This window comes from Blautia sp. DFI.9.10 (genome assembly GCF_024461705.1).
GTDB classification, from domain to species: Bacteria; Bacillota; Clostridia; order Lachnospirales; family Lachnospiraceae; genus Blautia_A; species Blautia_A fusiformis.
The window spans coordinates 1-17,045 of sequence record NZ_JANGAA010000004.1; the positions used below are offsets into that span (position 1 = coordinate 1).

The window sequence follows — 17,045 nt, forward strand, 5'->3', positions numbered from 1 at the left end:
GAAGAGCGATAGACGGGGCTCGAACCCGCGGTCTCGACCTTGGCAAGGTCGCGCGTTACCAACTACGCCACTATCGCATATGTCTTATCGTTTCAAGTGTTTCCCTCAGCGACAAGACATATATTAGCATAGATTTTATATTCTGTCAAATGTTTTTTGGAATTTTTTTGAAATTATACACAACATATAAAGTTTATTCCAGACGTCTGAAATAGAACTTGTATATGACAATATTTCGGTGGTTTATGAGTTATTGTCTAAGTGGTAATAGCGCAAAACATGATCCGGATAGTATTGGTCACCATAGTCCCATGGACCGGCAGGATCATGAAGGGGATCATCTTCATCACGTTGTGTGCCGCCGCTTGCCATCTGAGCAAAGGCCTGAGCACTTTGGGCCGTCCACACAGTCTGACCGTTTTCTTCCAGATAAGCAAAATAGGAATCGGCTCCGAAATTGTATGCCTGCAGAGCCAGACGGATTTTGGAAAGATCAGTCGGACCGGTACAGACGGCCTTTTCCAGAGCATATTTCAGTTCCTGGATGCCACAGGAAATAGAGTAAGAAGGATCTGTGATACCATTGGGCTGCTGAGGATATCTGGTGTTGTAGGCTCCTTCTGAGGACTGCATGGGATCGGTACCCTGTCCGGAGCTTTCCTGCATCATCACAGCCAGGATCAGGTCTACATAGTCGGACATATCATATTGTGCTGCTTCGCTGGAAACCTCATCGCGATAAGCTTCACAGGCTGCATTGATCTGATGGGTTTCCTTCTGCCTGCCGGAAAATTTGGAAAAACGCAGAAGGATACAGCCCACGATCAGCAGAAAAAGACATGTCAGAAAGATCTTCTGCCTTCGCACCTGCTGTACACGGAGTTTGTGGCGCTGTTTTTTAGTAAGGGTTGGTTTCTTGTGTTTTGTATTCATATAAGTATTGTATCCGTTACGGATAGATTTGACCAGTTAAAAAATATGATCTTTTTGTTAAAAATTTCTGAAGACTGTCCTGTGAAATTGCAAAATATGATCTGATATGCTATGATAGTCGGGACAAACCGTAGAATGCCGGAATAAAGGAGGCAAGATTTCATGCGAAAAAAGCTTCTGGCAGTTATTTTATGTGCTTCTATGCTTTTCCCTGCATCCGTATCAGCAGAGGTACTGGGATATGAAGCAACATTGGATACATATACAAAGGAGAAAAAAACACCTCAGCAGTTTCAGATCGATGATGGGGCGGGAAATACAGTAAATGCTCTGGCGAAGAGTGATACGCTTTATGTTACAGCGAAAAATACGGAAATCCGGTCCAATCCGGGAGACAGTGGTACAGAGCTGCGTTCTGTGATCCTGGGAACGAAGCTTGAAAGAGTTGCAGTCTGTGACAATGGCTGGAGCAAGGTGACCTTCCAAAAGAAAGGTGAGGACAAGATCATCGGTTATGTTTCGGACAGCGTGCTCAGTGATACGGAGATCGTAAATAAATTTACAGATACAGTTACAGCGGCACAGGACAGTGATATCCTGGATTATCCCGGCAAGAAGGACGGAGAGGTTGTAGGAGAGGTCCTTCAGGATGATGAGCTGAAAAGAACAGGTACGGTAGATGCTATCTGGAGCAGGATCGTTTACACAGATGACAGTGGTTCAGATCACGTCGGCTATATTCCGACCAGCTGTCTGGAAGGTTATCAGGCTACGGAAGTGGCCAAGGCAGAGCAGGAAAAGAATACAAAAGCAGGATCCCTTACTAAGAGTTCCGGGGAGGGCGTTTTTGCGGATGCGGTGGATGGTGTAACTTCCACAGGTGGTTCCGGAAGTACCGCAGCTGGCGTACAGATCGGAACGCCGGTATCAGTATCTTCGGACGCGACATTGAAACCACTGGGAACATTCCGGATCACGCATTATTGTCCGTGTAGCATCTGCTGCGGACCATGGGCGAATGGAATTACTTCCACAGGAGTAACGGCCACTACCAACCGTACGATCGCAGTGGATCCGAGTCAGATCCCATACGGTTCCAAAGTAGTGATCAATGGACAGGTTTATGTTGCAGAGGACTGCGGAGGAGCGATCCGGACCAATTGCATTGATGTATATGTGGCAACACACTCCGAAGCAGAGCAGAAGGGCGTGTTTTATACAGAAGTTTATTTGCTTCAGTGATCAGAAAAAGACTGCTGTAGATTCCACAAGGGATTTGCAGCAGTTTTTTGTATAAAAAAACTCTGACCAGCAGAGGCTATTCTGCGATCAGAGTAAAAAAATAATGCCCAGAGCCGGAATCGAACCAGCGACACGAGGATTTTCAGTCCTCTGCTCTACCAACTGAGCTATCTGGGCATGTCTCTTTCGAGTACTTTGTTACTTTAACACATTTATGTAGAGAATGCAAGGAAAAAATAAAAAAAGCAGATGTTTTTCTGAAAAATCTGATTTTCAAAAAAACATCTGCAATATTATGGCTACAGATTTATCTGGCAGCAAGATAGATTTTTTCCATATCTTTCATGTTCAGCTGTTTGAACACACCGATGGTACGGGTGTCTTCAAAGCTGCATTTAAACGCTAGATCATGGATCTCCTTTTCTGTAAGATCAAGACCAAGCTCATGAAGGCTGGTAGGCATCTGGATGGAACGGAAATAATCTTCCATGGCTTCTATGCCGGCAAGAGCAGTTTTGTTGAAGTCGGTACTGCAGGGAATGTCAAAGATATTGACTGCAAACTGGGCAAAGCGTTCCGGATTTGCATCATAAACGTAACGTGCCCAGCTTCCCCACAAAGCGGCAAGACCGGCTCCGTGAGCCACATCGTAGGTGCCGCCCAGTTCATGCTCCAGCTGGTGACAGGCCCAGTCACCACCGCCGGTTCCGCAGCCGGTAAGTCCATTGTGGGAAAGACTGCCGGCCCACATGATCTCTGCCCGTGCAGTATAATTATCCGTCTCCTTCATCAGGATCCGGGAGTTATAGATCATGGTCTGCATCAGAGATTCGCTGATACTGTCGGTGATCTCCATGGTTTCGATATTTACAAAGTACCGTTCCATAGTATGCATCAGGATATCCACACAGCCGCTTTCGGTCTGATATTGCGGCAGGGTATAGGTGAGGCGGGGATTTAAAATAGCAAAACGTGGGCGGCACAGATCGTTGCGGGCACTACTTCGTTTCAGCCAGCCCTCTTCATTGGTGATCACACAGGATCCGCTCATTTCACTTCCGGAAGCTGCGATCGTCAGGATAACGCCTACAGGAAGACAGGCTTTTGGGGTTTCGGTGCGGAGAAAAAAATTCCATACATCTGTATCCGGATTGGCAAGTCCATAGCCGATGGCCTTGCAGGAATCAATAACGCTGCCACCGCCAACAGCCAAAAGAAAATCAACCTGTTCTTTGCGGCAAAGCTCAATACCCTCACGTACCTTGGAGAGACGGGGATTGGGAACCACACCGCCAAGAGTGACATAGGAAATTCCAGCTTCATCCAGAGAAGATCGGATCTCATCGATCAGACCGGAGCTTACTGCACTGTGGCTGCCATAATGGATCAGTACTTTGTTGCAGTTCTGCTCTTTTAGAACAGTGCCGATCTTAAGGTGTGTATCTTTTCCGAAAATAACCCGGGTAGGGGTAAAATATTCAAAATTTCTCATAGAGATTAGGCTCCTTTTTATGATTCATGATCTATTGATAAATATAACGAATCTGTTTCCTTACAGGTCAAGCAGATATTTATGATCCCGCAGGGGTATCATCTTGATTCATTTAATTGGTTAAAGTCGTTATAATAATAGCATAGAAGAGAAACAGACGCAAATAAAAGCTATTGAAAAAAAGGTGTAATTTTGGGGGAATGTGATATAATGACTTCTGTGAAGGAAAAGTGACCTGATCACAGAAACAGACTAATGCGAAGCGTATATTATAGAACAGATCCAAACGAAGAAGAAAGCAGGTGTCTGAAATGGAGAATATCATTATCATAGGAGCAGGTCCGGCTGGGATCTCGGCAGCACTTTATGCGGCAAGAGGAAATATGGATCCGCTGATCATAAATACAGGGATCGGTTCACTGGAAAAAGCGGAGAAGATCGAGAACTATTACGGACTGGAGCAGCCGCTGTCCGGCAGAGAGCTTTTCGAAAGAGGTCTTGCCCAGGCAAGAGCACTTGGAGTACGGATCCTGGATGACCAGGTTGTGGGAATGGGTGGTTTTGATACTTTTGAGGTGAAAACTACCGCAGGAGATTTTGAGGCACGCAGCGTGATCCTGGCAACCGGAAGCAGGAGAGCTTCTGCCAGGATTCCGGGAGTAAAGGAATTTGAGGGAAAAGGTGTCAGTTACTGCGCAGTATGTGACGCATTTTTTTACAGAGGAAAAGAAGTGGCAGTGCTTGGAAACAGTGATTTTGCTCTTCATGAAGCAGAAGAACTTTCCCATACCGCTTCCCGTGTGACGATCTTTACAGATGGAAAGAAACCGGAATTTTCAAGAGAAAATCCGCTTCCGGTTAACACCATGAAGATCCAGGCGATCGAAGGGGATGAGCGTGTTTCCGGCATCCGCCTAAAAAGTGATGTGTCCATGCAGGAAGCAGGTACCGGAGCAGATTCTTTTGTGCCGGCAGAGGGAGTCTTTGTAGCACTTGGTACAGCCGGAAGCTCGGAGATGGCCCGCCAGATCGGAGCGGAACTGAATGAAAAAGGAAATATTCGGGTCAATGAAGAGATGGAGACTACAGTTCCGGGACTGTATGCAGCGGGTGATTGCACCGGTGGACTTCTCCAGGTGGCAAAAGCTGTTCATGACGGTGCCCAGGCAGGACTTTCCGCCTGTCAGTATGTGCGGAAGCTTCTGAAGGCGTAAGCATAAGCTGATACTAAAAATAAATACAGGATCAAGGAGGAATTTTATCATGGCAAAAGTTTTTACAACAGACAATTTTGAAACAGAGGTATTAAAGGCAGAAAAGCCGGTACTGGTAGATTTTTGGGCAACCTGGTGCGGACCATGCAGACGTCAGGCTCCGGTCGTGGAAGAGCTTGCAGAAGCCGGATATGAGGTTGGCAAGGTTGACGTAGACAAAGAGCCATCACTGGCACAGCAGTACAAGATCATGAGTATCCCCACACTGTTGGTATTCAAAGAAGGAAAAGAGACCGCACGTTTTGTGGGACTGACATCAAAGACAGAGCTTGAGGCAGCGCTTCAGTAACCAAAACAGAAAACAGAAAAAACAGATACAGCTCTGGGAACCGAAACGGTTTCCGGAGCATTGTTGGTTTACTGAAAATTTTAGACAAGGGTTAATAAAAATATGGATGAGAAAATAATAAAAAAGAATGCAGTGCCTGTGATCGCGGCAATGATCACAGCGCTGGCCTTTTCTTTTACGGGCCTTCCAATGGATGGAAATACTTCTGTAGAAAAAATGAGCGATGTTTATAATGGATTGGGATGCACGAGCTTGCTTGCATGGATCCTGCTTCTTATTTTATACGTGAAAGGATGGGAGGGCTACCGGAAATACAGAAACTGGCAGGCACATGTTTTGGCAGTGATCTTTTCGGCGGGAATGCTTCTTGGAACTTCTTATTTTACAAATGGAAACTGGGATTTTCTGTTTGGCGCAAAGAAACAGATCCTGATCTCAGCCGGATGCTTTATAGGATTTTATATTATCTGTGATATGGGAATCACTTATTTCTGGAGGATTCCTGAGATGGAGTTTTTCCGAAAGGCCTGCGGGCGTATCCCGGCCAGAGAGGAAGAAGTAATGTGGTTCCGCCTGGCAAAGATATCTATGATCATTGGATGGACACCGTTTATCCTGGCATTTCTCCCAGGTTCGATCCCGGCAGATGGATTTCGGCAGCTGGATGTATTTTTGGGAGCTATGCCGCTGGACAATCATCATCCATGGGTCCTGACGATGATCATGGGTGGACTGCTGACACTTGGAAAAACTATCTGGTGTTATAATTTTGGAGTGTTTCTGATCATCATTGTGTTTACTTCTGTGGAAATCTGGTGTTACAGTGCGGTAGTCCGCTATCTGTACAGATGGAAGGCTCCAAAATGGATACTTTTTGGTACTGTTCTGCTGTTTGCATTTGTTCCCATATTTGGAAGCTATGCGCAGGCAGTGATCAAAGATGGATTATATACGGCAGTCATTACTTTGTATTTTGCAGTGTATATAGATATTTGTCATTCCTTTTCCAAGAGAAAGGCAGTATATTTATTTCTTCTGGGAATCAGTGTTTGTCTTACCCGAAATAATGGCATTCATCTAGTCCTGCCTTCTTTGATCCTTTTGTTTTTCTTCCTGGTAAAGGGCGCGAGGAAATATGCATTTATTGTGGCTGTCTGTGTTTTTGCCTGTTATCTGGGCGTAGAAAAGGGGGTAGCACCTGCCCTTGGCGTGGCACCTGGATCCCGATGTGAAATGCTTTCGGTACCGTTTCAGCAGACTGCCCGATATCTGAGAGAATATCCGGATGATGTAACCGCAAGTGAGAAGAAAGCGATCAACAGGATCCTGGATTATGATGTTCTTGCCGAGAAGTATAATCCGGAACTGTCGGATCCTGTGAAAATTACATTTAGGTTCAGAGATGATGATAATGATCCTAAATTGGATGGATACATGAAAGATTATTTTAAAGCCTGGTTTGCCATGTTCCGTCGTCATCCGGGAGTATATATCCAGGCGACATTGAATAATATCTACAGTTATAATGATCCGTTCCATATGGGAAGAGGACAGCAGGGCGTGTACCGGTTTTACATAGATAAACTGTATCAGAAAAAATCCGGGATCGATGTCAGCTATGTGGGCCCAAAAAAGATCCAGTATCTATTCAGGCTTTATGATGAATTATGGATGCGTGCACCTGGGCTGGGACTTATCTTAAGTGCAGGAACGTATACCTGGCTTACTCTGTTGCTGATGGGATATCTTCTGGTGAAGAAGCAATGGAAAAAACTCCTGATCTTTGCCATACCGGTGCTGAATATACTGATATGTCTTGTGTCTCCTGTAAATGGGATGATCCGTTATATGTGGCCGGTAATGACTATTATGCCGATGCTGTTCTGGTGGATCTTGCAGCCGGCACCTAAAACATCTTCAAATTAAAAAGTATTCATCATTTCATAAAGACGTCTTTTATCCAGAATGCGGATCGATCCCCGTGAGATCTGGATAGAGCCGTCTTTATTCATTTTTTTAAGGCTGCGGCTGACAGCTTCTCTGGCACTTCCGATGGAGCGGGCGATGGCTTCCTGTGTGAGAGCGAGCTCATCGGAACCGGTATCTGCAGCTTCATCCAGAAGAAAGGCTGCGATTCTCTGAGTCAGGGTCATAAAAAATGTCCGTTCGATTCCTGCGATCACATCTGAGAAATGTTCAGTTGTCCGTTTGTAGATGAAATTTTCCAGATAGATATTGTTTTTCATCAGCCGGGAAAAAGGAACTGCCGGAAGCAGAAGCAGATCACAGTCTGTTTCTGCATCGATCTGTACATCAAATGTAATGGCAGAAAGCATGCAGGAGGCGGAAAGAGTGCAGATGTCACTGTCCCTTAAACGGTAAAGGGTTGCTTCTTTTCCCTGAGCGGACAGTAGATAAACACGGAGAACTCCCTTCAGAAGAAAAAGAGTTCCCAGGCACTGGCGCTCTTCAGACTGTATGGCAGCACCTGCCGGGTAATGAAGCTCGCGAATGTTATCAAGAAGAAAATTCCGATCTTCTTCCGTCATATGTTCCCAGAAGGGAAACGCCTGAAAATAATTCAGACAGCTGTTTCGATCCATAAAAAGATTACTCCTTTATAAAAATATATAGTACTCATTTTAACGCTGTTTGGATGGAAATACAACAAAAACGGCATTTTTGCGGCAGGAGGGAAATCCCTGTTTGTTACTGTTCACTCCGTTCTCAGCAACACGCTTCGCGATGCACAGAATTTATGCTGATCGCATAAATTCGCGCGGTATGTCTCGGGTTTTCTGTGATCTTCGCTCACAAAAAACACCTCGCGGAATATTACCAGTGAACAGTAACCCCTGTTTTTCTATTTACATCCGGTGGCGGGAACGTTATAATCATAAAGCGAAAAGGATCAACAGAGAAATAATGAAAACTGCCGGGGAAAGAAATTATCCGACAGAAGTTAGGAGAATATAAAATTTGAAAATCTTACTTGCAGCATGCAATGCAAAATATATCCATTCCAATCTTGCGGTATATAACCTGAAATCCTGTTCCGGAGAATACAGCTCCAGGGTTGTGGTCAAAGAGTATACGATCAATCAGATCAGGGATGACATTTTAAAAGATATTTATCTGGAGCAGCCGGATGTGGTCTGCTTTTCCTGCTATATCTGGAATATTTCCTTTGTCAGGGAGCTGGTGCCGGATCTTAAGAAAATCCTTCCACAGGTGGAGTTTTGGGCAGGAGGCCCGGAGGTATCCTACGATGCGGTGGAATTTCTGAAAAAGAATCCTGCGTTTTTTGGAGTGATGGTGGGAGAAGGAGAGGAAACCTTCCATGAACTGGCAGGTTATTATATAGAAAGAAAACCGGAAACTTTGAGCGGGATCCGCGGAGTAGCTTTTCGTGATGAAAACAAAGGCAGGGATATTGTACACACGGGCTGGCGGGAATTGATGGATTTAAGTAAAGTTCCGTTTGCATACAGCAATCTTACAGAGTTTAAAAACCGCATTATTTATTATGAGAGCAGCAGGGGATGCCCCTTTTCCTGCAGCTACTGCCTTTCTTCCATAGATAAGAAGCTTCGGTTCCGTGATATTGAGCTTGTAAAAAAGGAATTGCAGTTTTTTATTGATAATAAAGTTCCTCAGGTCAAATTTGTGGATCGTACCTTCAACTGCAAGCATGACCATGCCATGGAGATCTGGAGGTATATTACGGAGAATGATAACGGGATCACCAATTTTCATTTTGAGATTTCAGCAGATCTTCTCCGTGCGGAGGAGCTGGCGCTGATGAAAACCATGCGTCCGGGCCTGATCCAGCTGGAGATTGGTGTACAGTCCACCAATCCTCAGACCATCAAAGCCATTCGTAGAACCATGGATTTTGAAAAGCTGAAAGGGATTGTAGAGCAGATCCACAGCTTTGGAAATATCCACCAGCATCTGGATCTGATCGCAGGACTTCCCTATGAGGGATACGACAGCTTCCACAAGTCCTTCTGCGATGTTTACGCACTGCGTCCGGAACAGTTTCAGCTTGGTTTTCTGAAGGTGCTGAAGGGCTCACACATGATGGAAATGACAGGGGAATATCAGATTCTTTACAAGGATCGGGAACCCTATGAGGTACTTTCCACAGCCTGGCTGACCTACGGGGAGATTTTAAGGCTGAAAATGGTGGAAAGTATGGTGGAAGTGTATTATAATAGTGGGCAGTTCAAAAATACCCTTGTATTTCTGGAGAAGTATTTTGACGATCCTTTCCGGATGTATGAGGCACTTGGCAGATTTTATGAGAAAAAAGGATACTCGGAGATCTCTCATTCCAGGATGAGGCGCTATGAGATCCTTATGGAGTTTGCCGGAGAACAGAAAGAGATCCCGTCGGAAGCACTTTCCGATGTAATGCTCCTGGATCTTTATCTTCGAGAGAATTTAAAGAGCAGGCCATCCTTTGCTTCAGACCAGAAGCCGTATGAGCGGCTGATCTGGGATTACCGGAAAGCGAAAAAAATCCCGAAAACCGCCCATATCGAGGTGTTCCGGGATGGAAAGAAGCTTCTTTTTGATTATACAGACAGGGATCCTTTGACCAACAATGCGCAATTAACGGATATTACAGATGAGGTGAATGATAATTATGGGAATGTTTGATCCGAAAAAAAGAAAAGTGATCACAGCGATCATCGCAGTTATTCTGGTACTGGCAATGGTAGTTCCGACTGTGCTTTCGCTGATCATTTATTAAGGCGGCAGTTATGAAACTTGGAAAAAAAGCACTGGAGGCGCTTCAGGCAGAGATAGACGGACGGCTTATGCCGGGAGACGAGCTGATCGTGGCAGGCCCTGTGGCAGCAGAAGGAACTGCATGGATCACAAAGAATTATCATGACAGGCTGCGGGAGTTTTTTGCAGAACGGTTTCTCGAGGATGCTGTAAAGCTTCCTGAGGTTTACGGAACAGGAACAGAGAATGATAAAATTTGGAAAATGGCGGAAGAATCCGGAGCCAGTGCCCGATATCGGATGGGAGAAGGCGGCTTTCTTGCTGCCCTCTGGAAAATGGCGGAGGCATCCGGAGTAGGTCTTAGTGCAGATCTTCGAAGTGTGCCCATCCGACAGGAAACCATAGAGATCTGTGAGATCCTTGATGTGAATCCGTACAAGCTGCTTTCCGGCGGAAGTATTCTTATGGGAATCCATGGCGGTGATGCGTTTGTGCAGCAGTTGCGGCGAGAGGGGATTATGGCAGCAGTGATCGGGCAGACCGATTCCGGAAATAACAGGCTTCTTTACAGCGGCGGAAATGCCAGATATCTGGAACGCCCGGCAGAAGATGAGACCAAAAAGCTTGGCTTTTTGATTTCATGAGCAAGCAGCGAAGCGGATTGCGAATGCATATTTTGTATATTTAATGCTATGTAGAAAAGAGGAAAAAAATAAATGGGAGTTTTGAATATTGTGCTCCATGAGCCGGAAATTCCGGCAAATACAGGAAATATCGGAAGAACCTGTGTGGCAACAGGAACCAGGCTGCATCTGATCGAACCGCTTGGTTTTCGCCTGAATGAAAAGGCCATCAAGCGTGCAGGTATGGATTATTGGGAACATCTGGATGTGACCAGATATCTAGACTATGAGGATTTTCTCAAAAAGAATCCGGGAGCAAAGATTTATTACGCAACCACCAAGGCACCTCAGACTTATACAGATGTGCAGTATGAGGATGACTGTTTCATTATGTTTGGCAAGGAGAGTGCGGGAATCCCGGAGGATATCCTGGTAAACAATCAGGAAACCTGCGTGCGGATTCCGATGATCGGAGATATCCGTTCCCTGAATTTAAGCAATTCAGTTGCCATTGTGCTTTATGAGGCGCTGCGACAGCATAATTTTACGCATATGAATCTGGAAGGCCATCTGAGAAATTACGATTGGAAATAAGCCTGCAAAGAGTAAATAAAAACCTCTGATCCGGAAATACTGTAGGAGATATTGAGAGATATTTCTTTTACAGCCTTCCGGATCAGAGGTTTTTTGATGTTTTATTTTGCTTTTTCCAGTGTAAAGATAAATTCTGTTCCAACACCTACGGTGCTGATCACATTGATATTCTGCTTATGAGCGTTGATAATCTCTTTTACAATGGCAAGGCCAAGCCCGGTACCCTTGCGGTCTTTTCCACGGGAGGCATCGATCTTATAGAAACGATCCCAGATCCTGGAAAGACTTTCCTTTGGAATTCCGCTTCCATGGTCTTTGACTGAGACAAAAACCTTGCCATGATTGACTGTGGTTTCCAGTGTGATAGAAGAATTGTCGCTGCTGAATTTTACCGCATTGTCCAATAAATTGTACAGTACCTGCTGGATCTGTTCCATATCTGCACGGACAAAAAGCTCTTTTCCCGCAAGGAGGAGCTCCAGACGGATGTTTCGTTCCGAACAGGTTCCCTCAAAGGTGGCGGCTGTGGTACGGATCGTTTCATTGATATCAAAACGTCGCATATGCATCATACGCTTTTTGACATCCAGTTCGTTTAAGGTAAGGAGACTTCGAGTAAGCTTCTCCAGACGGGTGGATTCAAAAGCAATGACTTTCAGATAACGTTCCTGCATTTCCGGTGGGATGGTACCGTCCAGCATGGCTTCCACATAGCCTTTGATGGAGGTCAGAGGCGAGCGGAAATCATGGGACACATTGGAAATGAATTGTCGTTGATACTCTCCGTTTTTGTTCAGCTTGTCTGCCATGTAATTCAGGGAGTGGGAAAGATATCCCATCTCATCTTCAGAATCTACGGGGATCGTGTAGGTAAGATTTCCGTTGGCAAATTCCAGGGCACCCTTTAAGATTTCTTTCAGAGGTTTGTGGACCCTGTAAAAATAGATCAGAAGAAAACTGAAAAACAGTGCATAGATCACAATAAAGATCAGGACCATAACCTCTACGATATTGCTGCGGCTTTCGTAGAGGTTTTTCATAGGGTAGTGGATCACCAGATAACCAGTCACCAGATCCGTATCTTTTATGGGAACGACTGTGCTTAGCTGTGTGGTTTTTAATGTCCCGTAAAACGTACCGGAGGAATAGCAGGTATCTTCGTAATCTTCCGGTCGGAAGTTCCTGACGGTGATATCACCGGAATCAGAGGACTGCTGGTTTGTGTTTATCAGAACGTTCCCATCTGTATCCATAACCCAGAAATCTGCATTTTGAAAGGCTGCTGCAGAGGAAAGAGCCAGGGTGAGGGATTCGTTTTTGGGGCTTTTTACAGCCTGACGAAGTTCATTTTTGGAAACCAGCTGGCTGGCAGTGCGGTAAAGGGACTCTCCGGTAGAGCGCTCCAGCCTTTTTTCTACCAGGTAGGAGCCACCGGAGGAAAGCAGCAGAAAGCAGATTCCGCCCAGCATAAAGTACAGGATCAGCAGTTTAGTATAAAGATGCTGTTTCATGAATCCTTTACCTCAAATTTGTAACCGATCCCCCAGACTGTGGAAAGAGCCCAGTTTGGGTTATCCTTGATCTTCTCACGTAGACGTTTGATGTGAACGTCTACGGTTCTGGTATCGCCAATGTATTCATAGCCCCAGATGTGATCCAGAAGCTGTTCTCTTGTGAAAACCTGATTGGGAGAAGCTGCCAGGAAATAGAGAAGCTCCAGCTCCTTTGGCGGCATATCGATCTGGTGTCCCATATAAGTTACAGAATAGTTGGTCAGGTTGATCACCAGATCCGGATAGGAAACACATTTTTCCTTTGGCGCGGTAGACGGAGATTTTACATGAAATCTGCGCAGTACCGCACGGACACGTGCCACCAGCTCTTTGGAGTCAAAAGGCTTGATGATGTAATCATCCGCTCCAAGTTCCAGTCCCAGGACTTTGTCAAAGGTTTCTCCCTTGGCGGAAAGCATAATGATCGGTACATCGGAGGTGTGACGGATCTCACGGCATACCTGGTATCCGTCAATGCCCGGAAGCATGAGATCCAGAAGGATCAGATCCGGGTGAAAAATATGGAACTGCTTCAGGGCTTCCTCGCCGTCATTTACGATCTTAGTCTCAAAGCATTCTTTTGTGAGATAGAGAGCAACCAGCTCTGCAATGTTGTTGTCATCGTCAACAATGAGGATTTTCTGTTTTGTAGCCATGGCTTCAGCTCCTTTTTATTTCTTGAATTCTACAATGGTCACGCCGGCATCGCCTTCTCCGAATTCGCCGAGACGGAAGGAAGCTACGTGCTTTTGGCGCTTCAGGTAATTGTGGACACCTTTGCGGAGGGCGCCGGTACCTTTTCCGTGAACGATACGGACGGATTTCATGTGTGCGATATAGGCGTCATCCAGATATTTATCCAGCTCTGCAACTGCCTCATCTACGGTTTTTCCCAGAAGATTGATCTCTGTGGAAATGCTGGCTGCCTTGGACATACGGATCTTTCCGGCGCCGGTACGCTGCATGGACGGAGTGGTGATCACCGGCTCGTCCACAAGCTCCAGATCGGAGATATGAACCTTGGAACGGATGATACCCATCTGCACAAAGAGATATCCTTTGGAATCCGGATGACTGGAAACTGTTCCTTTCAGATTCAGGCTGAGCACCTTTACGGTATCGCCAAGAGAAAGATCGGATGGCTTCAGCTGTTTCTTTGGCTTTTGCTTCTGCTGTCTGGAAGACATTCCATTTTCGGCTTTTGACATACGTTTTTTCAGGTTCTGGCGCTCTTTTTCCACGGAAGCGGTATCTACGTGATCCTTCTGGAATTTATGGAAAAGCTTCATGGTCTGATCTGCGTATTCCTTGGTATCGCGGAGGATCGCATGTGCCTGTTCATTGGCTTCTCTGAGAATCCGCTCTTTACGTTCATCCAGTTTTTCTTCTTTTTCCTGAAGGGATTTTTTCAGCTCTTCTACCTGCTCTTTGTAACGGGCAATTTCAGCACGCTCGTTTTCGATGGTGACACGGCTCTGCTCCAGGGATGTCAGAACATCTTCAAAAGATTCATCCTGCTCGCTGATCTGTTCCTTTGCTTTGTCGATGATGAAATCCGGAAGCCCCAGCTTGGAAGAAATGGCAAATGCGTTACTTTTTCCCGGAACACCGATCAGAAGGCGATAGGTCGGACGTAAGGTTTCCACATCGAATTCACAGCAGGCATTTTCCACACCTGGAGTGGAGAGGGCATAGATCTTCAGTTCGCTGTAATGGGTGGTTGCCATGGTACGGATACCCTGCTCGTGAAGATGTGACAGGATCGCAATGGCAAGAGCGGCACCCTCGGTAGGGTCCGTACCTGCACCAAGCTCATCGAAGAGGACCAGGGAATCCTGATCTGCGGATTTCAGGAAGGAAACCACGTTTGTCATATGAGAGGAGAAGGTACTTAAGGACTGTTCAATGCTCTGCTCATCTCCGATATCAGCATAAACCTCGCGGAAAAGTGCAAGTTCGGAACGATCCAGCGCCGGGATATGGAGACCCGACTGTCCCATCATGGTAAGAAGACCTACGGTTTTCAGAGAAACAGTTTTACCACCGGTGTTTGGTCCGGTGACAACCAGGAGGTCAAAATCATCCCCGAGACGGATGTCAATAGGAACGGCTTTTTTCTTATCGATCAGTGGATGACGGGCCTGGCGAAGCCGGATCCGGCCTTCTGTGTTGAAAACAGGTTCACTGGCGTTCATGTCCATGGCAAGTGCGGCACGGGCAAAAATAAAGTCCAGCTGTACCATGATGGAAAGATCTGCGTGAATAGCCTCCAGCTCAGCAGCTACCTGCTGGCTTAAGGATGCAAGGATCACTTCGATCTCTTTCTGCTCTTTCAGCTCCAGCTCGCGGATGTCGTTGTTCAGCTTGACAACAGCCATAGGCTCAATGAAAAGAGTGGAACCTGTGGCGGACTGGTCGTGGATCATACCGGGAACCTGGCCTTTATATTCAGCTTTTACCGGGATACAGTAGCGACCGTCGCGCATGGTGATAACGGAATCCTGAAGATAATTCCTGGCACTTCCTGCAACCAGAGAAGAAAGCTGGGTGTGTATCCGGTCGTTGGTGGCTTTGATGCTGCGGCGGATCTGACGAAGCGTGCTGCTGGCATCGTCACTGATCTCATCCTCAGAAAGGATACAGCGGCGGATCTCTGTGCTAAGGGGTGTCAGAGGTTCCAGTGCCGCAAACATTCCGTCAAGGGAATCGGTCATTCCGTCATCACGGTCACTTCTGGAATAGGCCTTTACACGACCGGTATTCTCAAGAAGACTGCAGACAGAAAGCAGCTCCGGTGCATTCAGGGCGCTGCCAACAGTAAGACGTTTTAATGTGCCACGGATGTCCTTGACACTGCCGAAGGAAATGCCGCCTTTTTTGAACAGGCGTGCAAGGGCATCGTGTGTCTGCAGCTGCATGGACCGGATCTCTTCAATGTCTGTGGAAGGGGTAAGCTTCCGACAGAGATCCTTTCCCATGGGGGAGGAGGCCTTGTCTGTGAGCAGATCTATGATTTTATAGTATTCAAGTGCTTTGTATGCTTTTTTGTTCATTGTTGCTGTAGTTACTCCTTTTTGTTACTTCTGTTGATTCCGTGTTTTTCTGCGTAACACAGGATATGCAAAAAAACACTTCGTTTCCTATTTTACATGATTTCCATAGCAAAGGAAAGTAAAATGTGTTATGATACTGAATAAAGCCCGGAAGTAAGTGGAAACTGTGCAGAAATGCCAGAAAGCCTGGACCGGGATGCGGCCAAAGATCATAAAGAAAGTCTGGCTATGAATGCAAAGTGTGAAGCGGATGTGTTCGTGAGTATGTCTGCTTTGAAAGTAAAAAGAACAGAAAGGCAAGAATTTTATGCGTTTTTTAAATGAATTACATGAGGGAGACAGAGTAAACGGGATCTATCTCTGCAAACAGAAACAGGCAGCTACAACGAAGAATGGCAAGCCCTATGAGAATCTGATCCTTCAGGATAAAACAGGTGTGATCGATGGTAAGATCTGGGATCCCAATTCTCTGGGAATTGATGAGTTTGATGCGTTGGATTACATTGAGATCATGGGAGATGTGACAAGCTTTGCAGGCGCCATGCAGCTGAATATCAAGAGAGCACGCAAGGCAGGAGAAGGGGAGTATGATCCGGCAGATTATCTTCCTACCAGTGAGAACAGTGTGGATGATATGCAGAGCCAGCTGCGAGAGCTTATCAACAGTGTGAAGAATCCCTATCTTTCCCAGCTTCTGAAGAAGCTTTTTGTAGAAGATCAGGAATTTATGAAGATATTTGAGGGACATTCTGCAGCCAAGACCGTACATCACGGCTTTATCGGCGGACTGATGGAACACACTCTTGGAGTGACACGTCTCTGTGATTACATGGCAAATGCATATCCGGTTTTAAACCGTGATCTTCTGATCACAACCGCACTTCTTCATGATGTGGGCAAAACGAAGGAGCTTTCTGCTTTTCCGATGAATGATTATACAGATGAGGGACAGCTTCTGGGACATATTGTGATCGGGGCACAGATGGTACATGATCTTGCAAAAGAGATCCCTGATTTTCCGGAGAAGCTTGAAAATCAGGTGATCCACTGTATTCTTGCACATCATGGTGAGCTGGAGTACGGTTCTCCCAAGAAACCGGCACTTGCGGAGGCAGTTGCCCTGAATCTGGCAGATAATACAGATGCAAGGATGGAGACACTGACAGAAATTTTCCACGCAGACAAAGGCAAAAAAGAATGGCTTGGTTTCAACCGGCTTTTTGAGTCCAATTTAAGAAGAACAGGAGATATTTAA

Annotated in this window: 14 protein-coding genes and 2 tRNA genes; 8 read left to right on the plus strand and 8 right to left on the minus strand. The window is 45.9% G+C overall.

The features are described 5' to 3' along the window. Window positions 1-4 precede the first annotated feature (4 nt). Window positions 5-77 (minus strand) — tRNA-Gly (locus NE671_RS03410). A gap of 166 nt (window positions 78-243) precedes the next feature. Next, window positions 244-933 carry a lysozyme family protein gene (locus NE671_RS03415; RefSeq protein WP_044961647.1) on the minus strand — a complete coding sequence of 230 codons (690 nt, stop codon included), beginning with the start codon at window positions 931-933 and terminating at the stop codon, window positions 244-246. 162 nt (window positions 934-1,095) lie between these two features. Between NE671_RS03415 and NE671_RS03420 the strand changes: the two genes are divergently transcribed. Next, window positions 1,096-2,175 (plus strand): 3D domain-containing protein, encoded by a 1,080-nt coding sequence (locus NE671_RS03420; protein WP_015524358.1) that lies wholly within the window; start codon window positions 1,096-1,098, stop codon window positions 2,173-2,175. Window positions 2,176-2,279: 104 nt separating this feature from the next. On the opposite strand, the gene NE671_RS03425 is transcribed toward NE671_RS03420, so the two are convergent. Both NE671_RS03425 and NE671_RS03430 read right to left on the minus strand, forming a co-directional pair. After that, window positions 2,280-2,352, minus strand: a tRNA-Phe gene (locus NE671_RS03425). A 130-nt stretch (window positions 2,353-2,482) separates the two neighbouring features. Beyond that, window positions 2,483-3,667, minus strand: coding sequence for an iron-containing alcohol dehydrogenase (locus NE671_RS03430; protein ID WP_256163679.1), 1,185 nt, complete (start codon window positions 3,665-3,667; stop codon window positions 2,483-2,485). A gap of 311 nt (window positions 3,668-3,978) precedes the next feature. Between NE671_RS03430 and NE671_RS03435 the strand changes: the two genes are divergently transcribed. The 3 genes from NE671_RS03435 (at window position 3,979) to NE671_RS03445 (ending at window position 7,156) form a co-directional block, all read left to right on the plus strand. Then, window positions 3,979-4,881: an NAD(P)/FAD-dependent oxidoreductase gene (locus tag NE671_RS03435; RefSeq protein WP_173740236.1), complete on the plus strand. Its 903-nt coding sequence runs from the start codon at window positions 3,979-3,981 to the stop codon at window positions 4,879-4,881. Between the two features lie 49 nt (window positions 4,882-4,930). Next, complete coding sequence (trxA, locus tag NE671_RS03440; protein ID WP_021651804.1) at window positions 4,931-5,230, plus strand: thioredoxin; 300 nt, start codon at window positions 4,931-4,933, stop codon at window positions 5,228-5,230. 102 nt (window positions 5,231-5,332) lie between these two features. Then, window positions 5,333-7,156: a DUF6020 family protein gene (locus tag NE671_RS03445; protein ID WP_173740235.1), complete on the plus strand. Its 1,824-nt coding sequence runs from the start codon at window positions 5,333-5,335 to the stop codon at window positions 7,154-7,156. On the opposite strand, the gene NE671_RS03450 is transcribed toward NE671_RS03445, so the two are convergent. After that, complete coding sequence (locus NE671_RS03450; protein ID WP_021651802.1) at window positions 7,153-7,833, minus strand: Crp/Fnr family transcriptional regulator; 681 nt, start codon at window positions 7,831-7,833, stop codon at window positions 7,153-7,155. The two genes, NE671_RS03445 and NE671_RS03450, sit on opposite strands and share 4 nt — an antisense overlap. A gap of 376 nt (window positions 7,834-8,209) precedes the next feature. Between NE671_RS03450 and NE671_RS03455 the strand changes: the two genes are divergently transcribed. The 3 genes from NE671_RS03455 (at window position 8,210) to trmL (ending at window position 11,184) form a co-directional block, all read left to right on the plus strand. Further along, window positions 8,210-9,895 carry a B12-binding domain-containing radical SAM protein gene (locus NE671_RS03455; RefSeq protein ID WP_110103448.1) on the plus strand — a complete coding sequence of 562 codons (1,686 nt, stop codon included), beginning with the start codon at window positions 8,210-8,212 and terminating at the stop codon, window positions 9,893-9,895. A 104-nt stretch (window positions 9,896-9,999) separates the two neighbouring features. Continuing rightward, entirely contained in the window at window positions 10,000-10,611 is a 612-nt protein-coding gene (locus NE671_RS03460) for an AIR synthase-related protein (protein ID WP_110103447.1), read from the plus strand. A gap of 72 nt (window positions 10,612-10,683) precedes the next feature. Then, window positions 10,684-11,184 (plus strand): tRNA (uridine(34)/cytosine(34)/5-carboxymethylaminomethyluridine(34)-2'-O)-methyltransferase TrmL, encoded by a 501-nt coding sequence (gene trmL / locus NE671_RS03465; RefSeq protein ID WP_015524365.1) that lies wholly within the window; start codon window positions 10,684-10,686, stop codon window positions 11,182-11,184. A 101-nt stretch (window positions 11,185-11,285) separates the two neighbouring features. Here the strand turns inward: trmL and NE671_RS03470 are convergent, their stop codons facing one another. From NE671_RS03470 to NE671_RS03480, 3 genes are read right to left on the minus strand one after another with little or no spacing between them, the layout of a single operon-like run. After that, window positions 11,286-12,695, minus strand: a complete 1,410-nt coding sequence (locus tag NE671_RS03470; protein WP_173740049.1) for a sensor histidine kinase — start codon at window positions 12,693-12,695, stop codon at window positions 11,286-11,288. Beyond that, window positions 12,692-13,393, minus strand: a complete 702-nt coding sequence (locus NE671_RS03475; RefSeq protein WP_173740233.1) for a response regulator transcription factor — start codon at window positions 13,391-13,393, stop codon at window positions 12,692-12,694. The genes NE671_RS03470 and NE671_RS03475 overlap by 4 nt, the downstream gene beginning before the upstream one ends. A gap of 15 nt (window positions 13,394-13,408) precedes the next feature. Then, window positions 13,409-15,790 (minus strand): endonuclease MutS2, encoded by a 2,382-nt coding sequence (locus NE671_RS03480; RefSeq protein WP_092071449.1) that lies wholly within the window; start codon window positions 15,788-15,790, stop codon window positions 13,409-13,411. Between the two features lie 307 nt (window positions 15,791-16,097). Here NE671_RS03480 and NE671_RS03485 point away from each other — a divergent pair, with 307 nt between their 5' ends. Continuing rightward, the gene (locus NE671_RS03485) at window positions 16,098-17,045 is read left to right on the plus strand and encodes a 3'-5' exoribonuclease YhaM family protein (RefSeq protein ID WP_092071451.1); all 948 of its coding nucleotides are present in this window, start codon (window positions 16,098-16,100) and stop codon (window positions 17,043-17,045) included.

What these genes read in the sequence shown, in the direction of transcription:
- NE671_RS03445 (WP_173740235.1), top strand. Translation starts at nt 5,333, where the DNA reads ATGGATGAGAAAATAATAAAAAAGAATGCAGTGCCTGTGATCGCGGCA.
- NE671_RS03485 (WP_092071451.1), top strand. Translation starts at nt 16,098, where the DNA reads ATGCGTTTTTTAAATGAATTACATGAGGGAGACAGAGTAAACGGGATC.
- NE671_RS03450 (WP_021651802.1), bottom strand. Translation starts at nt 7,833, where the DNA reads ATGGATCGAAACAGCTGTCTGAATTATTTTCAGGCGTTTCCCTTCTGG.
- NE671_RS03415 (WP_044961647.1), bottom strand. Translation starts at nt 933, where the DNA reads ATGAATACAAAACACAAGAAACCAACCCTTACTAAAAAACAGCGCCAC.
- NE671_RS03475 (WP_173740233.1), bottom strand. Translation starts at nt 13,393, where the DNA reads ATGGCTACAAAACAGAAAATCCTCATTGTTGACGATGACAACAACATT.
- NE671_RS03435 (WP_173740236.1), top strand. Translation starts at nt 3,979, where the DNA reads ATGGAGAATATCATTATCATAGGAGCAGGTCCGGCTGGGATCTCGGCA.
- trmL (WP_015524365.1), top strand. Translation starts at nt 10,684, where the DNA reads ATGGGAGTTTTGAATATTGTGCTCCATGAGCCGGAAATTCCGGCAAAT.
- NE671_RS03470 (WP_173740049.1), bottom strand. Translation starts at nt 12,695, where the DNA reads ATGAAACAGCATCTTTATACTAAACTGCTGATCCTGTACTTTATGCTG.
- NE671_RS03480 (WP_092071449.1), bottom strand. Translation starts at nt 15,790, where the DNA reads ATGAACAAAAAAGCATACAAAGCACTTGAATACTATAAAATCATAGAT.
- NE671_RS03420 (WP_015524358.1), top strand. Translation starts at nt 1,096, where the DNA reads ATGCGAAAAAAGCTTCTGGCAGTTATTTTATGTGCTTCTATGCTTTTC.
- NE671_RS03430 (WP_256163679.1), bottom strand. Translation starts at nt 3,667, where the DNA reads ATGAGAAATTTTGAATATTTTACCCCTACCCGGGTTATTTTCGGAAAA.
- trxA (WP_021651804.1), top strand. Translation starts at nt 4,931, where the DNA reads ATGGCAAAAGTTTTTACAACAGACAATTTTGAAACAGAGGTATTAAAG.
- NE671_RS03460 (WP_110103447.1), top strand. Translation starts at nt 10,000, where the DNA reads ATGAAACTTGGAAAAAAAGCACTGGAGGCGCTTCAGGCAGAGATAGAC.